The sequence below is a fragment of the Streptomyces sp. NBC_01460 genome (genome assembly GCF_036227405.1).
Classification (GTDB): Bacteria; Actinomycetota; Actinomycetes; order Streptomycetales; family Streptomycetaceae; genus Streptomyces.
Map to the genome: position 1 here is coordinate 5,980,750 of NZ_CP109473.1, position 23,040 is coordinate 6,003,789.

18 protein-coding genes are annotated in these 23,040 nt (G+C 70.7%); 15 read left to right on the top strand and 3 right to left on the bottom strand.

The genetic code is table 11. The annotated features are described in order from the left end of the window. The first annotated feature begins 71 nt into the window (after positions 1 to 71). The 5 genes from OG488_RS27155 to OG488_RS27175 are packed head-to-tail and all read left to right on the top strand — an operon-like array spanning position 72 to position 3,595. Complete coding sequence (locus OG488_RS27155; RefSeq protein WP_329233304.1) at positions 72 to 527, top strand: hypothetical protein; 456 nt, start codon at positions 72 to 74, stop codon at positions 525 to 527. Then, a complete protein-coding gene (locus OG488_RS27160) occupies positions 524 to 736 on the top strand; it encodes a hypothetical protein (RefSeq protein WP_329233305.1) in 213 nt (70 codons plus the stop codon). Before OG488_RS27155 ends, OG488_RS27160 begins: the two co-directional genes overlap by 4 nt. Then, on the top strand, positions 733 to 2,166 hold the full coding sequence (gene repSA / locus OG488_RS27165; protein ID WP_443074246.1) for a replication initiator protein RepSA: 1,434 nt from the start codon (positions 733 to 735) through the stop codon (positions 2,164 to 2,166). Before OG488_RS27160 ends, repSA begins: the two co-directional genes overlap by 4 nt. Further along, positions 2,163 to 2,360 (top strand): helix-turn-helix transcriptional regulator, encoded by a 198-nt coding sequence (locus OG488_RS27170; protein WP_329233307.1) that lies wholly within the window; start codon positions 2,163 to 2,165, stop codon positions 2,358 to 2,360. Before repSA ends, OG488_RS27170 begins: the two co-directional genes overlap by 4 nt. Next, a complete protein-coding gene (locus OG488_RS27175) occupies positions 2,360 to 3,595 on the top strand; it encodes a tyrosine-type recombinase/integrase (RefSeq protein ID WP_329233309.1) in 1,236 nt (411 codons plus the stop codon). Before OG488_RS27170 ends, OG488_RS27175 begins: the two co-directional genes overlap by 1 nt. A gap of 20 nt (positions 3,596 to 3,615) precedes the next feature. On the opposite strand, the gene OG488_RS27180 is transcribed toward OG488_RS27175, so the two are convergent. Further along, positions 3,616 to 4,560 (bottom strand): CAP domain-containing protein, encoded by a 945-nt coding sequence (locus OG488_RS27180; RefSeq protein ID WP_329233311.1) that lies wholly within the window; start codon positions 4,558 to 4,560, stop codon positions 3,616 to 3,618. Between the two features lie 155 nt (positions 4,561 to 4,715). On the opposite strand from OG488_RS27180, the gene OG488_RS27185 reads away from it, so the two are divergent. The 4 genes from OG488_RS27185 to OG488_RS27200 all read left to right on the top strand — a co-directional run bounded on the left by OG488_RS27185 (position 4,716) and on the right by OG488_RS27200 (position 11,376). Beyond that, on the top strand, positions 4,716 to 4,997 hold the full coding sequence (locus OG488_RS27185) for an acylphosphatase (protein WP_329233313.1): 282 nt from the start codon (positions 4,716 to 4,718) through the stop codon (positions 4,995 to 4,997). A gap of 444 nt (positions 4,998 to 5,441) precedes the next feature. Further along, positions 5,442 to 5,654, top strand: a complete 213-nt coding sequence (locus OG488_RS27190) for a hypothetical protein (RefSeq protein ID WP_033304037.1) — start codon at positions 5,442 to 5,444, stop codon at positions 5,652 to 5,654. Between the two features lie 315 nt (positions 5,655 to 5,969). Then, positions 5,970 to 9,704 (top strand): chromosome segregation SMC family protein, encoded by a 3,735-nt coding sequence (locus tag OG488_RS27195; RefSeq protein WP_329233315.1) that lies wholly within the window; start codon positions 5,970 to 5,972, stop codon positions 9,702 to 9,704. Between the two features lie 253 nt (positions 9,705 to 9,957). After that, entirely contained in the window at positions 9,958 to 11,376 is a 1,419-nt protein-coding gene (locus OG488_RS27200; RefSeq protein WP_329233317.1) for a sugar porter family MFS transporter, read from the top strand. Between the two features lie 104 nt (positions 11,377 to 11,480). On the opposite strand, the gene OG488_RS27205 is transcribed toward OG488_RS27200, so the two are convergent. Then, positions 11,481 to 12,872: a purine-cytosine permease family protein gene (locus tag OG488_RS27205; protein WP_329233319.1), complete on the bottom strand. Its 1,392-nt coding sequence runs from the start codon at positions 12,870 to 12,872 to the stop codon at positions 11,481 to 11,483. 111 nt (positions 12,873 to 12,983) lie between these two features. Between OG488_RS27205 and ftsY the strand changes: the two genes are divergently transcribed. Further along, the gene (gene ftsY / locus OG488_RS27210) at positions 12,984 to 14,198 is read left to right on the top strand and encodes a signal recognition particle-docking protein FtsY (protein ID WP_329233321.1); all 1,215 of its coding nucleotides are present in this window, start codon (positions 12,984 to 12,986) and stop codon (positions 14,196 to 14,198) included. Between the two features lie 66 nt (positions 14,199 to 14,264). Here the strand turns inward: ftsY and OG488_RS27215 are convergent, their stop codons facing one another. Next, complete coding sequence (locus tag OG488_RS27215) at positions 14,265 to 14,912, bottom strand: bifunctional DNA primase/polymerase (protein WP_329233323.1); 648 nt, start codon at positions 14,910 to 14,912, stop codon at positions 14,265 to 14,267. A 421-nt stretch (positions 14,913 to 15,333) separates the two neighbouring features. On the opposite strand from OG488_RS27215, the gene nsdA reads away from it, so the two are divergent. From nsdA to ffh, 5 genes are all read left to right on the top strand, one after another. Further along, a complete protein-coding gene (nsdA, locus tag OG488_RS27220) occupies positions 15,334 to 16,809 on the top strand; it encodes a transcriptional repressor NsdA (protein ID WP_329233324.1) in 1,476 nt (491 codons plus the stop codon). A 337-nt stretch (positions 16,810 to 17,146) separates the two neighbouring features. Continuing rightward, complete coding sequence (locus OG488_RS27225; RefSeq protein ID WP_329233325.1) at positions 17,147 to 18,499, top strand: ammonium transporter; 1,353 nt, start codon at positions 17,147 to 17,149, stop codon at positions 18,497 to 18,499. Beyond that, positions 18,496 to 18,834: a P-II family nitrogen regulator gene (locus tag OG488_RS27230; protein ID WP_033304048.1), complete on the top strand. Its 339-nt coding sequence runs from the start codon at positions 18,496 to 18,498 to the stop codon at positions 18,832 to 18,834. Before OG488_RS27225 ends, OG488_RS27230 begins: the two co-directional genes overlap by 4 nt. Positions 18,835 to 18,866: 32 nt before the next feature. After that, positions 18,867 to 21,320: a [protein-PII] uridylyltransferase gene (locus tag OG488_RS27235; RefSeq protein WP_329233327.1), complete on the top strand. Its 2,454-nt coding sequence runs from the start codon at positions 18,867 to 18,869 to the stop codon at positions 21,318 to 21,320. 121 nt (positions 21,321 to 21,441) lie between these two features. Next, positions 21,442 to 22,989, top strand: a complete 1,548-nt coding sequence (gene ffh, locus OG488_RS27240; protein WP_329233329.1) for a signal recognition particle protein — start codon at positions 21,442 to 21,444, stop codon at positions 22,987 to 22,989. Positions 22,990 to 23,040: the final 51 nt, after the last annotated feature.

Consider the following 23,040-nt stretch of genomic DNA (forward strand, 5'->3'; position numbering starts at 1 on the left):
TGGTCACGTCGGGGCGGCACCCTACGGCCAAGCAGATGTGCCGCCCCTCGTCCCCTGAGGGAGCTTCCATCATGCCTGCAACACTCTTAGCTGCGCGTACCAGTCCGGACACCTCCGCTGAGCGTGACTTGCTCGCAACCTTGCGGATGACGGGTGCTGAACGGACGGTCGCGCTGTACGCCTCGGACATGCCCACGGGCTTCTCCTGGTCGAGGGGCATCACACCGCAGGTGATCGCCTGGGTAGTGCAGGGCGTTGACCGACTCGGCTTCGAAGACGTGTACCGCTCCGGTGTGGAGGCGCAGCACTACAGGGTTCTGCGTCTGGCCGGTCAGGTCTCGACAGCGGCGCGGCGCTGGTTTCGTGGTCGTTTCCCCGACCGTGCGCGGCTGGACTGTGTGGAGCAGGCCAACGCCATGCTGACCTTCCGCCTGGGCGACTACGAGCCGGTCTCCGGCTACGTCGGGGACGACACTTTCCGGGTGTATCGCGCCTACGGCGATGACGTGGACGAGGTGGGCGTGTGACCGCCTTCCCCGATGACGCCCTGCACGCGGCTGAGTGGGCGGACGAGAGGCGTACCGAGCAGATCGGCATGTACCTCGACGCTCACGACGTCCACCCCTACACCCGGTTCTTCACCGTGATCGATGACGCCCACTACGCCGAGGAAGACGCCAAGGTGCGCGGGCTCTACCCGCCGATCGGGCACGGCTACCCGAGGGAGGACCAGTGACGGTCTTCCCCGTCGAGCCTTCGGCCGTGGCCGGTACTGCTGCGGTCGTGGGCACCGACCCCCTGACCCTGGCCGACCTCCTACGCGTCGCCAACGCTCCCGGTTTCGACCGGTGGCAGGAACAGGTACGCCGTACTGGTGGCTGCTCGGACCCGATCCACCTGGAGGGCATGACCACCACCCGCGACGCGAAGTCGGGACGGGTGCTCTACTCCTACAGCACCCAGGGCGAACCCGGCGGACGACTGCGGGTGGCCTGCGGGAACCGCCGTGCCTCCCGGTGCCCCTCCTGCGCCTGGACCTACGCCGGGGACACCTTCCACCTGATCCGCGCCGGACTGACCGGCGACGTGAACAAGGGCACCCCCACCACGGTGCGCACGCACCCCAAGGTCTTCGCGACCCTCACCGCCCCCTCGTTCGGCCCGGTCCACAACCGCCCCACCCGTGGCGTCTGCCGGTGCGGCACCGAGCACCCCGAAGGCTCCCCGGATCTCGGCACGGCCCTCAACCCGAGCACGTACGACTACGCCGGTGCGGTGCTGTGGAACAACCACGCCGGGGACCTGTGGCGCCGCTTCACGATCTACCTCCGACGGGAGGTCGCCGCTCGCGCCGGCCTCTCCCAGAAAGCCTCGGCCGAGGAGTGCCGGATCTCGTTCGGGAAGGTCGCCGAGTTCCAGAAGCGCGGCGCGGTCCACTTCCACGCGATCGTCCGACTCGACGGCCCGGACGGCCCCGACACCACCCCTCCGCCCTGGGCCAGCGTCGCTCTGCTGTCGGACGCGATTCAGGCGGCTGCTGCCCGTGTGAGCGTGCCCGTTCCGCCTTCGGGCGCCCAACCGGCTCGGACGCTTCGGTGGGGTGCTCAGGTGGACGTGCGGCCGATCGGCGCGGACAACGCAAACGACGACCTGACCGAACAGGCGGTGGCCGCGTACGTCGCGAAGTACGCCACCAAGGCGGCCGAGACGACCGGCACCGTGGACCGGCGCATCGGAGAGCTGGCCGAACTCGACAAGCTCACCGACCTCCCCGACCACGCCCGGCGCCTCATCGGAGCGTGCTTCGACCTGGACGACGCCTACCCCGAACGCAAGCTCTGGCAGTGGGCCCACATGCTCGGCTTCCGGGGCCACTTCTCCACGAAGTCCCGCCGCTACTCGACCACCCTCGGCGCACTGCGACAGGTCCGGGCCGACTTCCGCGCCCGCCAGGAGCGCCGGGAACGGGGCCTGCCCGATCCGGACGACTCCCCGGAGGGCTCCACGCTGACCCTTGCCCACTGGACCTACGCCGGACACGGCCACACCCCCGGCGAATCCTGGCTCGCCGCCAACATCCACCGCGACATCCACACCAACCGCGAAACCGCCCGCGACGCACGCGCCGAACTCGAAGCGCTCGACGGATCGGAGGTGTGGGCATGAGGCGTCCGCTCCCCGATCGCTATCTGACGCCAGTTGATCTGGCTGACCTCCTTGGCGTCCCGGTCGAGACGGTCTATCAGTGGCGCCGCAAGGACACCGGGCCCCGCGGCTTCCGCGTCGGCCGGCACCTCCGCTACGACCCCGAAGACGTGCGCGTCTGGGTCGCCGCGCTGATGGACAAGGAAGCTGCCTGATGGCCGGACACATCCAAGACCGCTGGTACAAGACCGAGCCGGGCCCGAACGGCAAGACGGTCAAGGTCGCGACCGAACGTCACGGCATCGGTATGCGCTACCGCGCGCGATACGTCGGTCCCGATGGCAGCGAGAAGTCCAAGAGCTTCCCGGACAAGCAGAAGCGCAAGGCCGAGACCTGGTTGGCGAACATCGAGGCCGACATGTCCCGTGGCGACTACATCGCTCCGGAGGCTGGTAAGGCCACTTTCGAGCAGTACGCCACGCAGTGGATGAAGACGCAGATGACTGACCCCTCCACTCGGGAGTCCGTCGAGATGCGATTGCGTCTTCACGCGCTCCCGCACATCGGCAAGCGCCCCATCGGTTCGTTCAACCCGACACACATTCGACTTTGGATGCGGATCCTTGAGGACGCGGGACTCTCGCCTGCATATCGGCGCGGCATCTTCGCTCACGTCTCGACCGTCTTCACGGCCGCTGTCGAAGACCGGGTGATCCGGGCCAATCCATGCAGCGCAAGGTCTGTGAAGGCTCCCCGCCTCGACCCGCGCAAGGTCAAGCCTTGGTCTGGTGATCAGGTCAAGGCTGTGCGGGCTGCCCTGCCTGAGCGGTATCGGGCGCTTGTCGACCCCGCCGCCGGGTGCGGTCTTCGGCAGGGGGAGGTGTTCGGCCTGGCTGTCGAGGACATCGACTTCCTCGGCGGTGTCGTGCACGTGGTCCGACAGGTGAAGCTCCTGCGCAACCGGCCCGTGTTCGCACCGCCCAAGGGTGGCAAGGAGCGGGAGGTTCCCCTGCCGGAGTCCATCGCCTTCGCGTTGGCCGGCCACCTCACGCAGTACCCGGCGGCGGAGGTCACCTTGCCCTGGAAGTCTTTGGACGGCCCGCCGATTACCGCTTCTCTGATTTTCCGGAGCCCTGAGGGCTTTTCCCTGAACCGGAATCGCTTCAACGACCGGCAGTGGCGCCCTGGTCTCCGTGCTGCCGGTATCGCCAACGGGAGGGATAACGGGATGCACGCGCTACGGCACTTCTATGCATCCGTGCTGTTGGACGCCGGGGAAAGCATCAAGGCCCTGAGCGAGTACCTCGGCCATCACGATCCGGGCTTCACGCTGCGGACCTACACGCACCTCATGCCGGCCAGTCAGACGCGTACGCGAGCCGCCGTGGACGCAGTGTGGGCCGCCCCGGTCGCCAATGACGGCCCCGAGACGGCCCACGAGAGTTCGTAGGTCGCTGACCTGCGGAATTCTTAGAAGCCGAAGTCCTGCGTCCACCAGGGGCCGCCGGAGCCCAGGTGGACTCCCACTCCGAGCGTCTTGTAGTCGCAGTTGAGAATGTTCGCGCGGTGGCCTTCGCTGCTCATCCAGGCGTCCATCACGGCCTGCGCGTCGGCCTGACCGCGGGCGATGTTCTCGCCGCCGAGGCCCTCCACACCGGCCGCGTCGGCACGGTCCCAGGGGGTGGCGCCGTCGGGGTCGGTGTGACCGAAGAAGTCGCGGGCGGCCATGTCGTCGCTGAAGTCCTGGGCGAGCGCGGTCAGCGCGGCGCTCGCGGTGACCGGACTGCAGCCGACCTTGGCGCGCTCCTGGTTGACGAGGCTGAGCACGGCGGCCTGGGCGGAGGTGGCGGACGGGCTCGCCGGCGCCTCGGCCTCACGGCTCGGGGTGGCCGACGAGGTCTTCGGAGCCGCCGGGGCCTTGGTCGCCGGGCCGGACGACGTGCTCTTCCTCGGCTCGGCCGCGGGGGCCTTCGTCCGCTCCGGCGTCTTCGTCGCCCGCTTCGAGGCGGTGGCGGAAGGCTTCTTGCTCGCCTTCTCGCTCGGGGTGGCCGAGGGGGACGTGGAGGGCGCGGCGGAACGGCCGGCACCGCGGTTGGCCTCGGCCGACGCGGACGCCGAGGTGCGGCTGGTCGGTTCGGCGGACGCGTCGCCCTGGGTCAGCAGGTCGGGAGCACCGCCCGCGTGGACCTGGTCGGATGCCCCGCCCCCGCTGACGCTGTAGCTGCCGCCCCCGGGCAGCAGGCCGGAGGCGACAGCGACGGCTCCGACGGCCACGGCGGCCGAGACGCCGAGAAGTCCGGCGCGCACGGGTATGCCGGTCCGCTTCTTCCGGCGAGCACTCCTGTGCCCCTCCGGGGCGTCCGCCGTGTACTGCTCAGCGGCGGGGGCCGCGCCTGCGCGTCGATGCCGTCCCATGCGCTGTGCCTTCCTCGTGCTCCGGGCGTCGTGGCGACGTCACCGTATTCAAGATCAAACTCACCCGTTCGGGTGAGGCTATTGCGAGGGGACCTTACGCCATGACGGATTGGGGCGAGGTGCTCGTGAAGCAATTGGCCGGTTAGCGTTCGGGCATGAACGAAGACGCACGACTCGTCGTATGGGTACGCGGCCGAGTACAGCAAGTGGGGTTCCGCTGGTTCACCAGGGCAAATGCTTTGGGGATCGGGAAACTCACCGGCTTCGCCCTCAATCTCGACGACGGCCGGGTACAGGTGGTGGCCGAAGGGCCGCGTGAGAATTGCCACCGTCTGCTCGACTGGCTCGGCTCCGACGACACACCCGGCCGCGTCGACGGCGTCACTGAGATCTGGGACACGCCGCGCGGCGGATACGAGGGATTCGCTATCCGTTGATCACGGCGGTGAAACGGGACCCGACGCGCTGTGCGCACGAGGGGTGCCGAGCGGTGGCCGGGAGGGGTAACGGGCGCCGCGCACCCGAAATGACCTGCGAAAGAAGCCGGCGTCCGGACATGGTTGCCAAGAAGCGCGCCTCATGCCAGGCTGCGGCATTGACGAAGATCTCCACGCCCTTCGGGACCCGCAGGAGAGCCGCGCCGCATGATCGCCGAGCCGCGCGCCCCCGGGACACCCGGCCCCCTGGCGTGTGATCGTGTTGACCGTCAAACTTTTTGGTGAGACGCTGAAAACCCCGCGCACCTCAGCTGTTCGGCAGAGCTGGTGACAGCAGAACAGCAGTGAACAGTGAAGACAGAAGACTGCCGAGCACCGCGGGTGCGATTCCCTCACGACCCACACCGCATCCGGTCGGTCACTCAGTGTGGAGGACCATCAATCATGGCAAAGGCGCTTCTCGGTTACGTCGGCGGTTCCGACCCGCGACTCCTCGCCGAGATGCGACGGCTTCAGAAGCGCGTCCAGGACCTGGAATCCGAGCTCGTACGGATCCAGGACGAGAACGACGCGCTCAACGCCGCCGCCCAGCACCAAGAGTCGCTGCTCGACAGCATCGACATCGACGTACCCCAGGCGGAGCCCGCGCTGACCTGACCCCCAGGCCCTGCCGGGGCCGGTAGGGCCGCACGCCAGTCCGCTCGGGATCAACCCACCGATATGACGTCGTCACGGATCGTCGTCCCGGAACTCCGAGAACTCCTCATGATCCGGCCCGCCCGCGATCCGTCACGCACGACTGTGCTCGGACGGCTGCACGCGCAGCACCGCGCACGATTCACAAGGGACGCTCCGGCGTCCCTTCTTTCTTTCCCCCCGGGGCCGTCACCGGCCTGTCGCTCTTCGCTTACCGTCTGATGTGCCCTGCACCTTCATCAGTGAAACCGGGAGTGAAAGGTAGAGTCCGGCGGCGTGCACCTCAAGGCTCTGACCCTCCGTGGTTTCAAATCGTTCGCCTCCGCCACGACCCTGCGGTTCGAACCGGGGATCACGTGTGTCGTCGGACCCAACGGGTCGGGCAAATCCAATGTGGTGGACGCGCTCTCCTGGGTGATGGGAGAGCAGGGGGCGAAATCCCTGCGCGGCGGCAAGATGGAAGACGTGATCTTCGCCGGCACCACGGGAAGGCCGCCCCTGGGCCGTGCGGAAGTGTCGCTGACCATCGACAATTCCGATGGCGCGCTGCCCATCGAGTACGCCGAAGTGACGATCACCCGGATCATGTTCCGCAACGGCGGCAGCGAATACCAGATCAATGGCGACACCTGCCGCTTGCTCGACATCCAGGATCTCCTCTCGGATTCCGGTATCGGCCGCGAAATGCATGTCATCGTCGGCCAGGGCCGGCTGGACTCGGTCCTGCACGCGGACCCGACGGGACGCCGCGCCTTCATCGAGGAGGCGGCGGGCGTGCTCAAGCACCGCAAGCGCAAGGAGAAGGCGCTGCGGAAGCTGGAGGCGATGGGCGCCAACCTCGCCCGTGTCCAGGACCTCACCGACGAGCTGCGGCGCCAGCTCAAACCGCTGGGCAGACAGGCGGCCGTCGCCCGCCGGGCCGCCGTCATCCAGGCCGACCTCCGGGACGCCCGGCTGCGGCTCCTCGCCGACGACCTGGTGCGGCTGAGGGAAGCACTGCGCGGGGAGATCGCCGACGAGGCAGCTCTCAAGCAGCGCAGGGAGAAGGCCGAGGCCGAGCTCAAGGCGGCGCTCGCCCGCGAGGCGGACCTGGAGGACGAGGTACGCCGGCTCGCGCCACGGCTGCAGCGGGCCCAGCAGACCTGGTACGAGCTCTCGCAGCTCGCCGAGCGCGTCCGGGGCACCATCTCGCTGGCCGACGCGCGGGTGAAGAGCGCCACCTCGGCACCGGACGAGGAGCGACGGGGGCGCGACCCCGAGGACATGGAGCGCGAGGCCGCCCGGATCCGCGAGCAGGAGGCGGAGCTGGAGGCGGCCCTCGAAGCGGCGGAGCACGCCCTGGAGGACACCACCGCGCACCGGTCCGAACTGGAGAGGGAGTTGGCGGCGGAGGAGCGCAGGCTCCGGGACGCGGCCCGCGCCATCGCCGACCGGCGTGAGGGCCTCGCACGGCTCCACGGGCAGGTCAACGCCGCCCGGAGCCGGGCGGGTTCGGCCCAGGCCGAGATCGACCGGCTGGCCGCGTCGCGGGACGAGGCGCGGGAGCGGGCGGTCGCGGCCCAGGAGGAGTACGAGCAGCTCAAGGCGGAGGTCGACGGCCTGGACGCCGGCGACGCCGAACTGGCGGAGCGGCACGAGGCCGCCAAGCGGGAACTCGCCGCGGCGGAGTCGGACCTGAGCACGGCGCGCGAGGCGGTCACCTCGGCGGAACGCAGCCGCGCCGCGGTCTCGGCCCGGCACGAGGCACTGTCCCTGGGGCTGCGGCGCAAGGACGGCACCGGCGTGCTGCTCGGTGCGGGGGACCGGCTCGCGGGACTGCTCGGACCGGTCGCGGAGCTGCTCACCGTCGCTCCGGGGCACGAGATCGCCGTCGCGGCGGCGCTGGGCGCCGCCGCCGACGCGATCGCGGTGACGGACCCGGCCACGGCGGCCGACGCGATCCGCCTGCTGCGCAAGCAGGACGCGGGACGCGCGGCGCTGGTGACCGGCGGAGCGGGGGCGGGGCAGGTACCCGCGCAGGGTACGGAGCCTTCCGCCGGGCCGGCCGGCCACGTACCCGGGCAGGCGTCCGGGCCTGCGTCCTCCGCGGTCTCCGGGCAGGCGTCCGGGCCTTTGTCCCCCGCCGTCTCCGGGCAGGCGGTGGCCGGTGCGGAGCAGCCCCAGGCCGCCTCCGAGCCGGCGCGCCGCGCCGTCGCCACCGGGGAGTGCGCCGCGCCCGCCGTCGCCGGACTGCTCCGGGGGCCCGCCGAGCTGATGGCCGCCGTGGGGCGGCTGGTGCGCGACATGGTGGTCGTCGGCACCCTGGAGGACGCCGAGGAGCTCGTCGCGGCCCACCCCGGGCTGACCGCCGTCACCGCCGAGGGAGATGTGCTGGGCACCCACTTCGCGCACGGCGGATCCGCCGGTGCCCCCAGCCTGCTGGAGGTGCAGGCCTCCGTCGACGAGGCCGCCGCCGAGCTGGCCGAGCTCGCCGTGCGCTGCGAGGAGCTCGCCTCCGCCCAGCGCGCCGCGGCTGCCCGGCGCGGGGCGGCCTCGTCGCTGACGGAGGAGCTCGGGGAGCGGCGCCGGGCCGCCGAGCGGGAGAAGTCGGGGGTGGCGCAGCAGCTCGGGCGGCTGGCCGGGCAGGCCCGTGGCGCCGCGGGGGAGGCCGAGCGGACGACCGCCTCCGCCGTCCGGGCGCAGGAGGCGCTGGAGCGTGCCACCGCGGAGGCGGAGGAGCTGGCGGAACGGCTGCTGGTGGCCGAGGAGACCCCGGTCGAGGAGGAGCCCGACACCTCCGTACGCGACCGGCTCGCCGCCGACGGCGCGAACGCGCGGCAGACCGAGATGGAGGCCCGCCTCCAGGCCCGCACCCATGAGGAGCGGGTGAAGGCGCTCGCCGGGCGGGCCGACGCCCTCGACCGCGGGGCCCGTGCCGAGCGCGAGGCCCGTGCCCGAGCCGAGCAGCGCCGGGCCCGGCTGCGCCATGAGGCCGCCGTCGCCACCGCCGTCGCGTCGGGCGCCAGGCAGCTGCTCGGCCACGTGGAGGTCTCGGTCGTCCGCGCGGAGGAGGAGCGGAGGAGGGCCGAGGCGGCGAAGGCCGAGCGCGAGCGGGGCCTGGCCACCGAGCGGGGCCGCGGCCGGGACCTCAAGAGCGAGCTCGACCGGCTCACCGACTCGGTGCACCGGGGTGAGGTGCTCGGGGCCGAGAAGCGGCTGCGCATGGAGCAGGTGGAGGCCAAGGCGCTGGAGGAGTTCGGCGTCGAGCCGGCCGGTCTGGCCGCCGAGTACGGGCCGGACCAGCCGGTGCCGCCGTCCCCCGCCGCGGAGGGCGAGGAGCTTCCCTCCGATCCGGAGGATCCACGCAACCGGCCGATGCCGTTCGTCAGGGCCGAGCAGGAGAAGCGGCTGAAGGCGGCCGAACGGGCGTATCAGCAACTCGGGAAGGTGAATCCTCTCGCCCTCGAGGAGTTCTCGGCGCTCGAGGAACGGCACAAGTTCCTCTCCGAGCAGCTGGAGGACCTGAAGAAGACGCGGGCCGATCTGATGCAGGTGATCAAGGAGGTCGACGAGCGGGTCGAGCAGGTGTTCACGGAGGCCTTCCGGGACACGGCACGGGAGTTCGAGGGTGTCTTCTCCCGGCTCTTCCCGGGCGGCGAGGGCCGCCTCGTCCTCACCGACCCGGACAACATGCTGACGACCGGTCTCGACGTCGAGGCGAGGCCGCCGGGCAAGAAGGTCAAGCGGCTCTCGCTGCTGTCCGGGGGCGAGCGATCCCTTACGGCCGTTGCCCTCCTGGTCTCCATCTTCAAGGCCAGGCCGAGCCCGTTCTACGTCATGGACGAGGTCGAGGCGGCGCTCGACGACACGAATCTGCAGCGTCTGATCCGGATCATGGAGGAGCTCCAGGAGAGCTCCCAGCTCATCGTGATCACGCACCAGAAGCGGACGATGGAGGTCGCCGACGCGCTGTACGGCGTCTCGATGCAGGGCGACGGAGTGTCCAAGGTGATCAGTCAGCGTCTTCGCTGACAACCGGGGCATACGGACTGACGGGCCATCACTCCGTCTTTACTCAATCTTCAATACTTCAACGCACCTTTTGGGTGCTCCTGGGTACTTGTGAAGAACGCCAGGAGTGTGACGGAGTCTTGACTTCGAAACTTGAACGCATAACCTCAGCAATGTTGTTTTTACCTTCAAGTGGTGGTCGACCGAAAGGTGTGCGCCACTAGGAGGGCTCACCCCCCACACCTGACGTTGCGGCCAGGTACCAGGAGTTCATGTGACCAGCAGAGCGCGCGGACCGGAGTCCGGAGCCCGGGAGGCCCACCCGGACCATCTCGGCCATGTCATCTTCATCACGGCAGCCGCTGCGATGGGCGGTTTCCTCTTCGGCTACGACAGTTCCGTCATCAACGGAGCCGTCGAAGCCATCCGTGACCGCTACGACATCGGGTCCGGGACACTCGCCCAGGTGATCGCCATCGCGCTGATCGGCTGTGCGATCGGCGCGGCGACGGCGGGACGCATCGCCGACCGGATCGGCCGTATCCGCTGCATGCAGATCGCGTCGGTGCTGTTCACCATCAGCGCCGTCGGGTCCGCGCTGCCGTTCGCCCTCTGGGACCTCGCCATGTGGCGGATCATCGGCGGTTTCGCGATCGGTATGGCGTCGGTGATCGGCCCCGCCTACATCGCCGAGGTCTCGCCGCCCGCCTACCGCGGGCGTCTCGGCTCCTTCCAGCAGGCCGCCATCGTCATCGGTATCGCCATCTCGCAGCTGGTCAACTACGGCATCCTGCAGATCGCGGACGGCGACCAGCGCGGTGAGATCGGCGGCCTCGAGGCCTGGCAGTGGATGCTCGGCGTGATGGTCGTGCCGGCCATCCTCTACGGGCTGCTGTCCTTCGCGATCCCCGAGTCGCCGCGCTTCCTGATCTCCGTCGGCAAGAGGGACCGGGCACGGAAGATCCTCGAGGAGGTCGAGGGCAAGAACGTCGACCTCGACGCACGTGTGGACGAGATCGAGACGGCCATGCGCCGGGAGCACAAGTCGAAGTTCAGCGACCTGCTCGGCAGCCGCTTCGGCTTCCTGCCGATCGTCTGGGTCGGTATCGGGCTGTCGGTCTTCCAGCAGCTCGTCGGCATCAACGTCGCGTTCTACTACTCGGCGACGCTGTGGCAGTCCGTCGGTATCGACCCGACCGACTCGTTCTTCTACTCGTTCACCACGTCGATCATCAACATCATCGGCACCGTGATCGCCATGATCCTGGTCGACCGGGTGGGCCGCAGGCCGCTCGCGCTCGTCGGATCCATCGGCATGGCCGTCGCCCTGGCGTTCGAGGCCTGGGCCTTCTCCGCGGACCTCGTGGACGGCAAGCTCCCGACGACACAGGGAACGGTCGCTCTGATCGCCGCCCACGTCTTCGTGCTCTTCTTTGCGCTGTCGTGGGGTGTCGTCGTCTGGGTCTTCCTCGGCGAGATGTTCCCGAACCGCATCCGCGCCGCCGCCCTCGGTGTCGCCGCGTCGGCGCAGTGGATCGCCAACTGGGCGATCACCGCGAGCTTCCCGAGTCTGGCCGACTGGAACCTGTCGGCCACCTACATCATCTACACCTGCTTCGCCGTGCTCTCCATCCCCTTCGTGATCAAGTTCGTGAAGGAGACCAAGGGCAAGGCGCTGGAGGAGATGGGCTGATCCCCGCTGCCCCTCTCTTCGACCCGCTGCCCCGGTCCGGCCCACGCCGGCCCGGGGCAGCGTTCTGCCGTGAGGAGGTCCGTCGGCACCGGCCGGAACCGGTGTCAGAACCGGACCGGTGCACCGCCCGTCCCGTCCGCCGGACGGGGCAGCAGGGCGGACACACCCGCCGCGACGAGGATCGTCGCCGCCCATCCCAGGCCGTCGCGCCCGATCCAGGTGGCGGCGAGCGGGCCGGTGAACCACTCCACGTCGGTGAACAGCAGCCCCACCACCAGCCCCGCGCCCCAGGCGCCCATGGCCTGCGGACTGAATCCCGCGGTGTACCAGTAGCCGCTGCGGGGGGTGGTGTCCATGAGTGCCGCCGGGTCGTACGTGCGGCCGCGCAGCAGATCCACGCCGAAGACCCCGATCCAGGCGGAGAACGTCACGCCGAGCAGGGTCAGGAACGAGAAGAAGGTGTGGATGAGGCTCGTCGCCACCATCATCAGCGTTCCGCCGAGCAGCAGGCTGATCGCCGCGTTCACGCCCACGGCCCAGGGGCGCGGGAGATCGAATCCGAGCGTCTGCGCGGTGAAGCCGGCGGAGTACATCGACAGCGCGTTGATCAGCACCATGCCGACGACTGCGGTCAGCAGGTAGGGAACCGAGATCCACTTCGGCAGCAGGTCGCCGATGAACGCCACGGGGTCCTTCGTGACGGCCAGATCCGGCGAGCCCACCGCCATCACCGCCCCGATCATCACCATCGGCAGAACGGTGACCAGCGCCCCTCCCACGGTCACGCCCACCATCGCCCGGGCGGACGCGGAGCGTGGCAGGTAGCGGGTGAAGTCCGGAGCGGAGGGCACCCAGCTGATGCCCCCGGCAGCCAGCGTGCCGATCCCCGCGATCACCATCCCCGCCGGTCCCGGAGGGCGGTCGAGGACGGTCCGCCACGGCGTCGCACCGATCAGATGGACCAGGACGAGCAGGCTCGCGCCCCCGAAGAGCCAGGCGGAGGTCCGGGAGGACACCCGCAGCGCCGTGATGCCGAGCCCGGACACCAGGAAGCTCGCTGCGACGAAGGCCGTCAGGGTCACCAGGACCAGGGTGTGGGTGCGCCGGACGTCGAACAGCAGGTCGAGCACGGCCAGCAGGGCCAAGGAGCCGGTGACCGCGTTGGCGGTCTCCCAGCCCCAGCGGGCCACCCAGAGCAGCGCTCCGGGGAAGAGGTTCCCGCGCTGTCCGAAAACGGCTCGGGACAGCGCCATGCCGGGAGCCCCGCCCCGCTTGCCCGCGATCGACACGAGGCCGACCAGCCCGAAGGAGAGGACCGGGGCCGTGGCCGCCACGACGAGGACCTGCCAGAGGTTGAGCCCGTCGAAGACGGTGAGACCGGCTCCCACGGTGAGCAGCAGCACCGTCATGTTGGCCGTCACCCAGGTGGGGAAGAGGGCACGGACCCGGCCGGTGCGCTCGTCGTCGGGGACGGGATCCAGGCCACGGTTCTCCACGGACAGGAGCGTACCTTTACGCCCAAACGTGGCATACGGGCCATGCGGTCCGTCACCGCGGTCGTCCGGAACCGTGCCCGGGCCACGGCCGTGGCCGATACTGGACGGGTTATGGAAATCGCCGAAATCGTCATCCTTGCTGTAGTCATCGCCCTGGTCGCGGTCGGCCTGATCAGCGGGCTCGTGGTCAGCAGCCGCAAGAAGAAGCAGCTGCCGCCCTCGGCGCCGTCGAGCACGCCGACCCTCACTCCTCCCGCCGAGCCCCATGTCGGCGAGGAGGCCGAGACGCCGCGCGACGAAGCGCGGCGCACCGTCGAGGAGGTCGGTCTCCCCGGCGACGGGACTCCCGTCGGGGAGGCCCCGGTCGTCATCGAGCCGGAGACCCCCGAGCTCGAAGTCCCCGAGCCCACCGCGGGCCGCCTCGTGCGGCTCCGCGCCCGGCTCGCCCGTTCGCAGAACTCCCTGGGCAAGGGGCTGCTCACGCTCCTGTCCCGCGACAACCTCGACGAGGACACCTGGGAGGAGATCGAGGACACCCTCCTCACCGCCGATGTCGGCGTCGCCCCCACCCAGGAGCTGGTGGAGCGGCTCCGCGAGCGCGTCCGTGTCCTCGGCACCCGTACGCCCGACGAGCTGCGCACCCTGTTGCGCGAAGAGCTCGTCACCCTGCTCGGCCCCGACTTCGACCGTGCGGTGAAGACTGAGGGCGGCGACGGGACGCCCGGCGTCGTCATGGTCGTCGGGGTCAACGGCACCGGCAAGACCACCACGACGGGGAAGCTCGCGCGGGTGCTCGTCGCCGACGGCCGCAGCGTCGTGCTCGGCGCGGCGGACACCTTCCGCGCCGCCGCAGCCGATCAGCTCCAGACCTGGGGCGAGCGCGTCGGCGCCCGTACCGTGCGCGGCCCCGAGGGCGGCGACCCCGCGTCGATCGCCTTCGACGCGGTGAAGGAGGGCATCGCCGAGGGCGCGGACGTGGTGCTCATCGACACCGCGGGCCGGCTGCACACCAAGACCGGTCTGATGGACGAGCTCGGCAAGGTCAAGCGGGTCGTCGAGAAGCACGGTCCGCTCGACGAGATCCTGCTCGTCCTCGACGCCACGACCGGGCAGAACGGCCTCGTCCAGGCGCGGGTCTTCGCCGAGGTGGTCGACATCACCGGCATCGTCCTCACCAAGCTGGACGGCACCGCCAAGGGCGGCATCGTCATCGCCGTCCAGCGCGAGCTGGGCGTGCCCGTGAAGCTCATCGGCCTCGGTGAGGGACCGGACGACCTGGCCCCGTTCGAGCCCGGCGCCTTCGTCGACGCCCTGATCGGCGACTGACCGGAGCAGCCCCACGCACGCGCCGAGGGCGGTGGACCCGGGAGGGGTCCACCGCCCTCGGCGCGTTCACGCGCGATGGCATATGTAGGCGAGCGTGCCCAGTAACAACCGTGCCTGCGGAGGAGCCGCGGCCGTGTCCGGCTCCGGGGCGCGCAGCCAGCGGACCGGGCCGAGGCCCCCGAGGTCCGAGGGGGGAGCGGTGACGTACGCACCGGGGCCCAGCGCCCGCAGATCCAGATCCGCGTCGTCCCAGCCCATCCGGTAGAGCAGCCCGGGCAGTCCGGCGGCGGCCCCGGGGGCGACGAAGAACTGGGCGCGGCCGGCCGGGGTCACCGCCACCGGCCCCAGCGGCAGCCCCATCCGCTCCATCCGCACCAGGGCGTGCCGGCCGGCTGCCTCGGGGACGTCGAGCACGTCGAAGGTCCGGCCCACGGGGAGCAGTACCGAGGCGCCCGGCACCTCGGCCCAGGCATCCGCGGCGGCGCCCAGGGTGGCGCCCGGCGGCACCTCACCGGCGAAGTCCAGCGGGTGCGCGCCGGGGGACGCGCACGCGGTGTCGCCGCACGAGCAGGCGCCCGCCGAGGCACGCGCGCCGGGAGCCACCGCCCAGCCCCAGAGTCCTGTGTACTCGGCCACCGCGGTCGCGCCGGTCCCGCGGCCGCGACGCCGCGTGCCGGACCGCATCTCCCGGATGCCGCCGATCGTGAAGCCCATGCCCCCTCCAACGGGTCCGACTCACCGGTGGTTACGACCCGGAGGCCTCGACGTCCTCCGTCACCGCCGATCCGTCGGCGCGCGGGGTGGCGTTCCAGGGGTGCGTGTCATGGCTCCCGCGCCCCTGAATGCTTCACTCCGCCAGCTACTGAACGCGGCCCGTCAAGTGAATCGCGGACCACGCCGGACGGGTTCACCCGAAGGGGTGGCGAATGGTGGCGTTTCAGCAACGACCCTCGCGGCGGCAGTGATCGTAGGATTACCGTCGGTACTCGAACCTGCAATTGCACGCGCTGGTGGGTATGCCCCGGGCAACCCGGTTTTCTGTTCGATGGTGCGCAACGCCGGTACGGGCGGCACCAGGGCACGGCATTCTGATAGAGGTTCGCGCGACAGGTTTCAGCGGGATGGGGGCGTTCCAGTGAGTGGCAGCGGCGCAGGCGAGACGAATGCCGGGAAGCGCCCCAACGGGCAATTGGGATCGTGGTTCGTGCGGAGCGGCTGGTCGAAGGGTGAGCTCGCCCGCCAGGTGAACCGGCGGGCCCGGCAGCTGGGCGCCCACCACATCAGCACCGACACCTCCCGGGTGCGCCGCTGGCTCGACGGCGAGCAGCCCCGCGAACCGATCCCGCGGATCCTCTCCGAGCTCTTCTCCGAGCGCTTCGGCGCGGTCGTCCCGGTCGAGGACCTCGGACTGCGCGCCGCCCACCAGGCGCCCTCGGTCGCGGGGGTCGACCTTCCCTGGGCGGGTCCGCAGACCGTCGCCCTGCTCAGCGAGTTCTCCCGCAGCGACCTCATGCTCGCCCGGCGCGGCTTCCTCGGCAGTTCCCTCGCCCTGGCCGCCGGCCCCACCCTCATCGAGCCCATGCAGCGCTGGCTCGTGCCCGTCGCCCGTACGGGGCAGGCGGAACCCGAGCTGCCGAGCGCGGAGAGCCGCCCGTCGCGGCTCTCCGGTCCCGAGCTGGACCTGCTGGAATCCACCACGGCGATGTTCCGTCAGTGGGACGCCCAGTGCGGCGGCGGACTGCGCCGCAAGGCCGTCGTCGGCCAGCTCCACGAGGTCACCGACCTGCTGCAGGAGCCGCAGCCCCACGCGACCGCCAGGAGGCTGTTCCGCTGCGCGGCCGAACTGGCCGAGCTCGCGGGCTGGATGAGCTACGACGTGGGTCTCCAGCCCACCGCCCAGAAGTACTTCGTACTCGCCCTGCACGCCTCCAAGGAGGCCGGCGACAAGCCGCTCGGCTCGTACATCCTCTCCAGCATGAGCCGCCAGATGATCCACCTCGGCCGGCCCGACGACGCACTCGAACTCATCCACCTCGCCCAGTACGGAAGCCGGGACTGCGCCACCGCGCGGACCCAGGCCATGCTGTATGCGATGGAGGCGCGCGCGTACGCCAACATGGGCCAGCCGAGCAAGTGCAAGCGAGCGGTCCGGATGGCCGAGGACACCTTCGCCGACGCCGTCCTCGACGACGAGCCCGAGCCCGACTGGATCCGCTTCTTCTCCGACGCCGAGCTGCACGGCGAGAACGCCCATTCCTACCGTGACCTCGCCTATGTCGCCGGCCGCAGCCCCACGTACGCCTCACTCGCCGAGCCCGTCATGGCCCGCGCCGTCGAGCTCTTCGGCGAGGACGACGAGCACCAGAGGTCCTACGCGCTCAATCTGATCGGCATGGCCACGGTGCACCTCCTCAAGCGCGAGCCCGAGGAGTCGACCGTCCTGGCCACCCACGCCCTGAAGATCGCCAAGAAGGTCAGGTCGGAGCGCGTCAACACCAGGCTCCGCAAGACCGTCGACACCGCTGCCAGGGATTTCGGTGACATCCCCGAGGTCGCGCAACTCACCGACCTGCTCTCCGAGCAGCTCCCGGAGACCGCGGAAGCGGTCTGACCGGCCCCACAGCCACCGGCCACGACGGCCGCCCCGTACCACCCGACTCGGCTCCCCCATTGCCAGGTCAGCGGGTCGCCGTCGTGGCCGGTTCACGTGTTCGGGCGTTCAACCGCACCGTATGCGGCGCAGGCAGCATGGTAGGCAGCGCAGCGGGTCCGACACCCGTGGTTCATCGCTCCGTAACACGCGGCGCGCCTTCGTCACTGTGGTGAAACATCGTGCGGCATTCGTGGAAACCGCGCTGCGCGAATCTCATGGCGCATAACCGGCCCGCACCTTTTCACCGTGGTCCCGCACCCCCGCACGTGGCCGCACCGACGACGAGGAGACGCCGATGCCCCCAGGCATCACGACGCTTGCCGCAGACGCCCCGCAGCTGTCTGCCGCCAACACAGGGTTCATGCTCATCTGCTCCGCGCTGGTGATGCTCATGACCCCGGGTCTGGCCTTCTTCTACGGAGGCATGGTCCGCGTCAAGAGCACCCTGAACATGCTGATGATGAGCTTCATCAGCCTCGGGATCGTCACGATCCTGTGGGTGCTCTACGGATTCAGTCTCGCCTTCGGCACCGACGTCGGCTCCGTCATCGGCTGGAGCTCGGACTACGTCGGCCTCAGCGGGATCGGCGTCACGGAGCTCTGGGACGGCTACACCATCCCGGTGTACGTCTTCGCCGTCTTCCAGCTGATGTTCGCCATCCTCACCCCGGCCCTGATCAGCGGCGCCCTCGCCGACCGGGTCAAGTTCACCTCCTGGGCCCTCTTCATCACCCTCTGGGTCACCGTCGTCTACTTCCCCGTCGCGCACTGGGTCTGGGGCGCCGGCGGCTGGCTCTTCGAGCTGGGTGTCATCGACTTCGCCGGCGGTACGGCCGTCCACATCAACGCCGGTGCCGCGGCCCTCGGCGTCATCCTCGTCATCGGCAAGCGGGTCGGCTTCAAGAAGGACCCGATGCGGCCGCACAGCCTGCCGCTCGTCATGCTCGGCGCCGCCCTCCTGTGGTTCGGCTGGTTCGGCTTCAACGCCGGCTCGTGGCTCGGCAACGACGACGGTGTCGGTGCCGTCATGTTCGTCAACACGCAGGTCGCGGCCGGTGCGGCGGTCCTCGGCTGGCTCGCCTACGAGAAGATCCGCCACGGCTCCTTCACCACGCTGGGTGCCGCGTCCGGCGCCGTCGCGGGCCTCGTCGCCATCACCCCCGCCGGGGGTGCGGTCAGCCCGCTGGGCGCCATCGCCATCGGCGTCATCGCCGGCGTGCTGTGCGCCATGGCCGTCGGCCTCAAGTACAAGCTCGGTTACGACGACTCCCTGGACGTCGTCGGCGTCCACCTCGTCGGCGGCATCCTCGGCTCCCTCCTCATCGGCTTCTTCGCCACCGGCGGTGTGCAGTCCGACGCCAAGGGCCTGTTCTACGGCGGCGGGCTCGACCAGCTCGGCAAGCAGGCCGTCGGTGTCTTCGCGGTCCTGGCGTACTCCCTGGTCGTCTCCGCTGTCCTGGCCTTCCTCGTCGACAAGGCGATCGGGATGCGGGTCAGCGAGGACGACGAGGTCTCCGGCATCGACCAGGTCGAGCACGCCGAGACGGCGTACGACTTCAGCGGAGCCGGCGGCGGCGCGGCCACCCGCACCGCCCCGCCGGCCCCCGGCACCACGGCAGCCCCGACGAACAAGAAGGTGGACGCATGAAGCTCATCACCGCAGTCGTGAAGCCGCACAGGCTGGACGAGATCAAGGAGGCCCTCCAGGCCTTCGGCGTCCAGGGCCTCACGGTCACGGAAGCCAGCGGGTACGGGCGTCAGCGCGGGCACACCGAGGTCTACCGTGGAGCCGAGTACACCGTCGACCTCGTGCCGAAGATCCGCATCGAGGTGCTCGTCGAGGACGAGGACGCCGAACAGCTCATCGATGTGGTCGTCAAGGCCGCCCGGACGGGCAAGATCGGTGACGGCAAGGTCTGGAGCGTCCCGGTCGACACCGCGATCCGCGTACGGACGGGTGAACGCGGCCCGGACGCACTCTGACCGACGGTCCCTGTGAACGGAAAGGCAACTGGGTGACGAGCACCGAAGTGACCACCGAATCCGAGGACTCGGGACCCAGCGGCTATGCGGCGGCCCGGCTGCGCCTCCTCCAGGAGGAGGCGCAGTCCGGGCCGCCGCGCCGTGCTGCCCTGGCCCGGCTCACCGACGACTGGCTCACCGGCCTGTTCACCACCGCCGCCGAGCGGGCGGGTGTCCGGGGCGCCGCCCTCGTCGCCGTCGGCGGATACGGCCGCGGCGAGCTCTCCCCGCGCAGCGACCTCGACCTGCTGCTCCTCCACGACGGCACCGCGGACGCCGGAGCCGTCGCCGCTCTCGCCGACGGGATCTGGTACCCCGTCTGGGACCTCGGCCTCGCCCTCGACCACTCCGTGCGCACCCCCGGCGAAGCGCGCAGGACCGCGGGGGAGGACCTCAAGGTCCAGCTCGGACTGCTCGACGCGCGCCCCGTCGCCGGGGACCTCGGCCTCGTCTCCGGCCTGCGGACCGCGATCCTCGCCGACTGGCGCAACCAGGCGCCGAAGCGCCTCCCCGCACTGGACGAGCTCTGCCGCGAGCGGGCCGAACGCATGGGCGAGCTCCAGTTCCTCCTGGAACCCGACCTGAAGGAGGCACGCGGCGGCCTCCGCGACGCCACCGCGCTGCGTGCCGTCGCCGCCTCCTGGGTCGCGGACGCGCCCCGCGAAGGGCTCGCCGAGGCACGCCGCACCCTCCTCGACGCCCGGGACGCCCTCCACCTCACCACCGGCCGGGCCACCGACCGCCTCGCCCTGCAGGAGCAGGACCAGGTCGCCGGGGCCCTCGGCCTCCTCGACGCCGACGCCCTGCTGCGCCACGTGTACGAGGCCGCCCGGACCGTCTCCTACGCCACCGATGTGACCTGGCGCGAGGTCAATCGCGTCCTGCGCGCCCGCTCCGCACGGCCCCGGCTGCGGACGATCCTCGGCGGCGGTGCCAAGGCCGCACCCGAACGCACCCCGCTCGCCGAGGGCGTCGTCGAGGCGGACGGCGAAGTCGTCCTCGCGCGCACCGCGCGCCCCGAACGCGACCCCGTGCTCACCCTCCGGGCCGCCGCCGCCGCGGCGGAGGCCGGGCTGCCGCTCTCCCGCCATCTCGTACGCCACCTGTCCACGGCGGCCCAGCCGCTGCCCGTGCCGTGGCCTCCCCAGGCACGCGAGGAGCTCGTCACCCTGCTCGGCGCGGGCGAGTCCACCGTCGGCGTCTGGGAAGCCCTCGAGGCGGAGGGCATCATCACCCGCCTGCTGCCCGACTGGGAACGGGTCCACTGCCGGCCGCAGCGCAACCCCGTCCACACCTGGACCGTCGACCGGCACCTCGTCGAGACAGCCGTCCGCGCCTCCCACCTCACGCGCCGCGTCGGCCGCCCCGACCTCCTCCTGATCGCCGCCCTGCTCCACGACATCGGCAAGGGCTGGCCGGGGGACCACTCCGTCGCGGGCGAGGTCATCGCCCGCGACATGGCCGCCCGCATCGGCTTCGACAAGCAGGACGTCGGCGTCGTCGCCACGCTCGTACGCCACCACCTCCTGCTCGTCGAGACCGCCACCCGGCGCGACCTCGACGACCCCGCGACCGTCCGTTCCGTCGCCACCGCCGTGGGCAGCGCCTCCACCCTGGAACTCCTGCACGCGCTCACCGAGGCCGACGCACTGGCGACCGGCCCCGCCGCCTGGAGCTCCTGGCGGGCCTCCCTCGTCACCGACCTCGTCAAACGCGTTGCCGCGCTCCTGGCCGGCGAGGAACCCCCCGCACCGGAGCCCCTCGCGCCCAGCGCCGAGCAGGAGCGCCTCGCCGTCGAGGCCCTGCGCACCGGCGAGCCCGTCCTGTCCCTGCACACCCGGCCCGAGCCCGCCCGCGAGGACGGCGAACCGGAGCCCGTCGGTGTCGAGCTCCTCATCGCCCTGCCCGACCGGCCGGGCGTGCTGCCCGCGGCGGCCGGAGTGCTCGCGCTGCACCGCCTCACCGTGCGCGCCGCCGACCTGCGCGCCGTCGAGCTCCCCACCGAACTGGGCGAGACGGCCGGGCTGCTGGTGCTCAGCTGGCGGGTCGCGGCCGAGTACGGCTCGCTTCCCCAGGCCACCCGGCTGCGGGCCGACCTCGTACGCGCCCTGGACGGCTCCCTGGACATCCGGGCCAGGCTCGCCGAACGCGAGGCCGCCTATCCGCGGCGGCGCGGGGTGAAGGCCCCGCCCCCCACGGTGACCGTGGCCGCCGCCGGCTCACGTCTGGCCACGGTGATCGAGGTCCGTGCCCAGGACGCCCCGGGGCTGCTGCACCGGATCGGACGGGCGCTGGAACACCGCGCGGTGCGCGTCCGCAGCGCCCATGTCTCCACGCTCGGGGCGAACGCCGTCGACGCGTTCTACGTCACGGACGCCGACGGCGCACCGCTGTCCCCGGAACGCGCCGCGGAGGTGGCCGGAGAGGTCGAGAAGGAGCTGGGCTGACCCCCCGTCCCGGGCCCGTTCGTCACGAGAATCGGGCGAGGGCTTTGTGTTCTCCGGGGTCCGGATACCCTGGAGGGCGACTGACCTGCCACGCCCCCGACCCTGAGGACCGACGAGCGCCGTGTTCGATACTCTCTCCGACCGCCTTAGCGCGACTTTCAAAAACCTCAGGGGCAAGGGCCGCTTGTCCGAGGCGGACATCGACGCCACGGCTCGCGAGATCCGTATCGCCCTGCTCGAGGCCGATGTCGCCCTCCCCGTCGTCCGCGCGTTCATCGCCAACATCAAGGAGCGCGCGCGGGGGAGCGAGGTCTCCCAGGCGCTGAACCCCGCCCAGCAGGTCGTCAAGATCGTCAACGAGGAGCTCGTCGGCATCCTCGGCGGCGAGACCCGGCGGCTCAGGTTCGCCAAGAACCCGCCCACCGTGATCATGCTGGCGGGTCTGCAGGGTGCCGGTAAGACCACCCTCGCCGGAAAGCTCGGCCTCTGGCTCAAGAGCCAGGGCCACTCCCCGCTGCTCGTCGCCTGTGACCTCCAGCGCCCCAACGCCGTCAACCAGCTGAGCGTCGTCGCCGACCGCGCGGGTGTCGCGGTCTACGCGCCGGAGCCCGGCAACGGCGTGGGCGACCCGGTCAAGGTCGCCAAGGACTCCATCGAGTTCGCCAAGTCCAAGGTCCACGACATCGTCATCGTCGACACCGCCGGACGCCTCGGCATCGACGAGGAGCTGATGCGGCAGGCCGCGGACATCCGCGACGCCGTCAGCCCCGACGAGATCCTCTTCGTCGTCGACGCGATGATCGGCCAGGACGCGGTCAACACCGCCGAGGCCTTCCGCGACGGCGTCGGCTTCGACGGCGTGGTGCTCTCCAAGCTCGACGGTGACGCCCGTGGTGGCGCCGCCCTGTCGATCGCCCACGTCACGGGCAAGCAGATCATGTTCGCGTCGAACGGTGAGAAGCTCGAGGACTTCGACGCCTTCCACCCCGACCGCATGGCGTCCCGCATCCTCGACATGGGTGACCTGCTCACCCTGATCGAGCAGGCGGAGAAGACCTTCAGCCAGGAAGAGGCCGCCAAAATGGCCTCCAAGCTGGCGTCGAGCAAGGGCAAGGACTTCACGCTCGACGACTTCCTGGCACAGATGGAGCAGGTCAGGAAGATGGGCTCCATCTCCAAGCTGCTCGGGATGCTGCCCGGCATGGGGCAGATCAAGGACCAGATCGCCAACATCGACGAGCGCGACGTCGACCGCACGGCCGCGATCATCAAGTCGATGACCCCCAAGGAACGCGCCGACGCGACGATCATCAACGGCTCGCGCCGGGCCCGTATCGCCAAGGGTTCCGGTGTCGAGGTCTCCGCCGTGAAGAACCTCGTGGAGCGGTTCTTCGAGGCCCGCAAGATGATGTCGAAGATGGCCCAGGGGGGCGGCATGCCGGGGATGCCGGGCATGCCGGGCATGGGTGGCGGCCCCGGCCGTCAGAAGAAGCAGGTCAAGCAGGCCAAGGGCAAGCGCAAGAGCGGCAACCCGATGAAGCGCAAGGCGGAGGAGCAGGCCGAGGCCGCCCGTCGTGAGCAGGCGGCGCAGGGCGGCGCCTTCAACCTGCCCGCCCAGGAGGACAAGAACTTCGAACTGCCGGACGAGTTCAAGAAGTTCATGGGCTGACCGGCCCGGACACCGACGAAGGGGCGCCCCGCCCGGCGGGGCGCCCCTTCG

What these genes read in the sequence shown, in the direction of transcription:
- OG488_RS27155 (WP_329233304.1), top strand. Translation starts at nt 72, where the DNA reads ATGCCTGCAACACTCTTAGCTGCGCGTACCAGTCCGGACACCTCCGCT.
- OG488_RS27170 (WP_329233307.1), top strand. Translation starts at nt 2,163, where the DNA reads ATGAGGCGTCCGCTCCCCGATCGCTATCTGACGCCAGTTGATCTGGCT.
- OG488_RS27175 (WP_329233309.1), top strand. Translation starts at nt 2,360, where the DNA reads ATGGCCGGACACATCCAAGACCGCTGGTACAAGACCGAGCCGGGCCCG.
- OG488_RS27180 (WP_329233311.1), bottom strand. Translation starts at nt 4,560, where the DNA reads ATGGGACGGCATCGACGCGCAGGCGCGGCCCCCGCCGCTGAGCAGTAC.
- OG488_RS27185 (WP_329233313.1), top strand. Translation starts at nt 4,716, where the DNA reads ATGAACGAAGACGCACGACTCGTCGTATGGGTACGCGGCCGAGTACAG.
- OG488_RS27190 (WP_033304037.1), top strand. Translation starts at nt 5,442, where the DNA reads ATGGCAAAGGCGCTTCTCGGTTACGTCGGCGGTTCCGACCCGCGACTC.
- ftsY (WP_329233321.1), top strand. Translation starts at nt 12,984, where the DNA reads ATGGAAATCGCCGAAATCGTCATCCTTGCTGTAGTCATCGCCCTGGTC.
- OG488_RS27215 (WP_329233323.1), bottom strand. Translation starts at nt 14,912, where the DNA reads ATGGGCTTCACGATCGGCGGCATCCGGGAGATGCGGTCCGGCACGCGG.
- OG488_RS27225 (WP_329233325.1), top strand. Translation starts at nt 17,147, where the DNA reads ATGCCCCCAGGCATCACGACGCTTGCCGCAGACGCCCCGCAGCTGTCT.
- OG488_RS27230 (WP_033304048.1), top strand. Translation starts at nt 18,496, where the DNA reads ATGAAGCTCATCACCGCAGTCGTGAAGCCGCACAGGCTGGACGAGATC.